3 protein-coding genes are annotated in these 1,233 nt (G+C 39.7%); all 3 read right to left on the bottom strand.

Annotation, left to right across the window (positions count from 1 at the left end; all coding sequences use genetic code 11):
* The coding region (locus tag D7V32_RS16950; protein ID WP_456049264.1) for a DUF7940 domain-containing protein at positions 1 to 351 on the bottom strand (351 nt) is incomplete at its 3' end.
* 65 nt (positions 352 to 416) lie between these two features.
* Positions 417 to 614 (bottom strand): hypothetical protein, encoded by a 198-nt coding sequence (locus D7V32_RS16945; RefSeq protein ID WP_120403937.1) that lies wholly within the window; start codon positions 612 to 614, stop codon positions 417 to 419.
* A 97-nt stretch (positions 615 to 711) separates the two neighbouring features.
* Positions 712 to 1,098, bottom strand: a complete 387-nt coding sequence (locus D7V32_RS16940; protein ID WP_120403936.1) for a hypothetical protein — start codon at positions 1,096 to 1,098, stop codon at positions 712 to 714.
* Positions 1,099 to 1,233 lie beyond the last annotated feature (135 nt).

Raw genomic sequence — 1,233 nt, 5'->3', positions numbered from 1 at the left:
TGCTACAGCATTTCGGAATTGTCGCACTAACTCAGCCTCTTTGTATTTGCCGTTTACAGCCCCTGGATCTGAATTGCTATGCCCTGCTGTAATGGTTACAAATGGCTGAATATCAGCATGCAGTTCGGGCTGCTTTTTCAAACGTGCAAGCACTATGGCCACACCCACGAAGCAGCCGACAATATCTTTCCATTGCTCAGGCACCATGTTTTTTACATCTTGTGGAATGAGATTCCAGATACCCACGAACTGATCCGCGAATAAAATCAAGGCATAAAAAAAGGCGCTTACTGCGCCTACTTGTACTGACTTGAGTTTCCAAGCCTGTTTCCAATTATCAATCAACTTCATTTCAATTTCCTTTGGACATAAAAAAACCGCCGAAATGGCGGTGTAAACAGATTTATTGTGTCACGCTATGCAATAGACCATAGGTGATAATACTCTTGAATATCAGAGTTTAAAAACTCATCCTGCTCAGGATCATAATGAAAAGGGTTGTGCTCTAGTAATTCTGCACATTCATTAGCAATAAGATATTTTTTTAAGAACTTCTTAAAAGATTGAATCTTCTCGGGAAAAACACTTTCTTCATCCCACAAAATTGTATGCATGGAAAAGGCTCACAATTTAATCTAATTGTGCGGATTATAGTGACAACAAAACAACTATACAAGAAATAATTGTGACTTATTTATCAATAACTAACAATTATTTTCTCAAATCATCTTTTGCATTTTTCAATTCTTTCACCACCTCAATAATTGTTTTACCCTCCTGCTTGTTAATAAAATTAAAAGTCCACCGTACAACTGCCCAACCAGGTAAACCACATACGAAAAAGAAACCGCCCAAGGCAATCATTCCCCATATATCAGTTACCCACTCATGTAGGCCCCATTTTACAATAATGAATGCACCGCCAGTGAGGCTAGATACAACCGTGCAAATCAAGCCAACTGCCCACTCCTGTGGTGAGCGCGGCAAACGCATCATGATGACAACCGTTGCAACCAAGCAGATGGCTAAAGTCACCGCGACTGCAGCACCATAGAATTTTAAAAACGCGGCAAACCCGCTTGTGGACACTGGTTCCATTTATTTTCCCCTAATTTTTGGCAATAAAAAAGCACCTTTCGGTGCTATTTTTTTTTGATTGCTTAAGTTAAATCGTAAACTTTGAAATTTCTCAACCAGCCTTTAAATTTGTTCGGCGTTGTTGCTGGCGCATGT

The sequence above is a fragment of the Acinetobacter tianfuensis genome (genome assembly GCF_003611465.1).
Lineage (GTDB): Bacteria > Pseudomonadota > Gammaproteobacteria > Pseudomonadales > Moraxellaceae > Acinetobacter > Acinetobacter tianfuensis.
Note: the sequence above shows the minus strand (reverse complement) of the source record. Positions and strands in the feature narration are given on the sequence as shown.

Coding starts and splice junctions, on each gene's coding strand:
- D7V32_RS16945 (WP_120403937.1), bottom strand. CDS start 614: ATGCATACAATTTTGTGGGATGAAGAAAGTGTTTTTCCCGAGAAGATT.
- D7V32_RS16940 (WP_120403936.1), bottom strand. CDS start 1,098: ATGGAACCAGTGTCCACAAGCGGGTTTGCCGCGTTTTTAAAATTCTAT.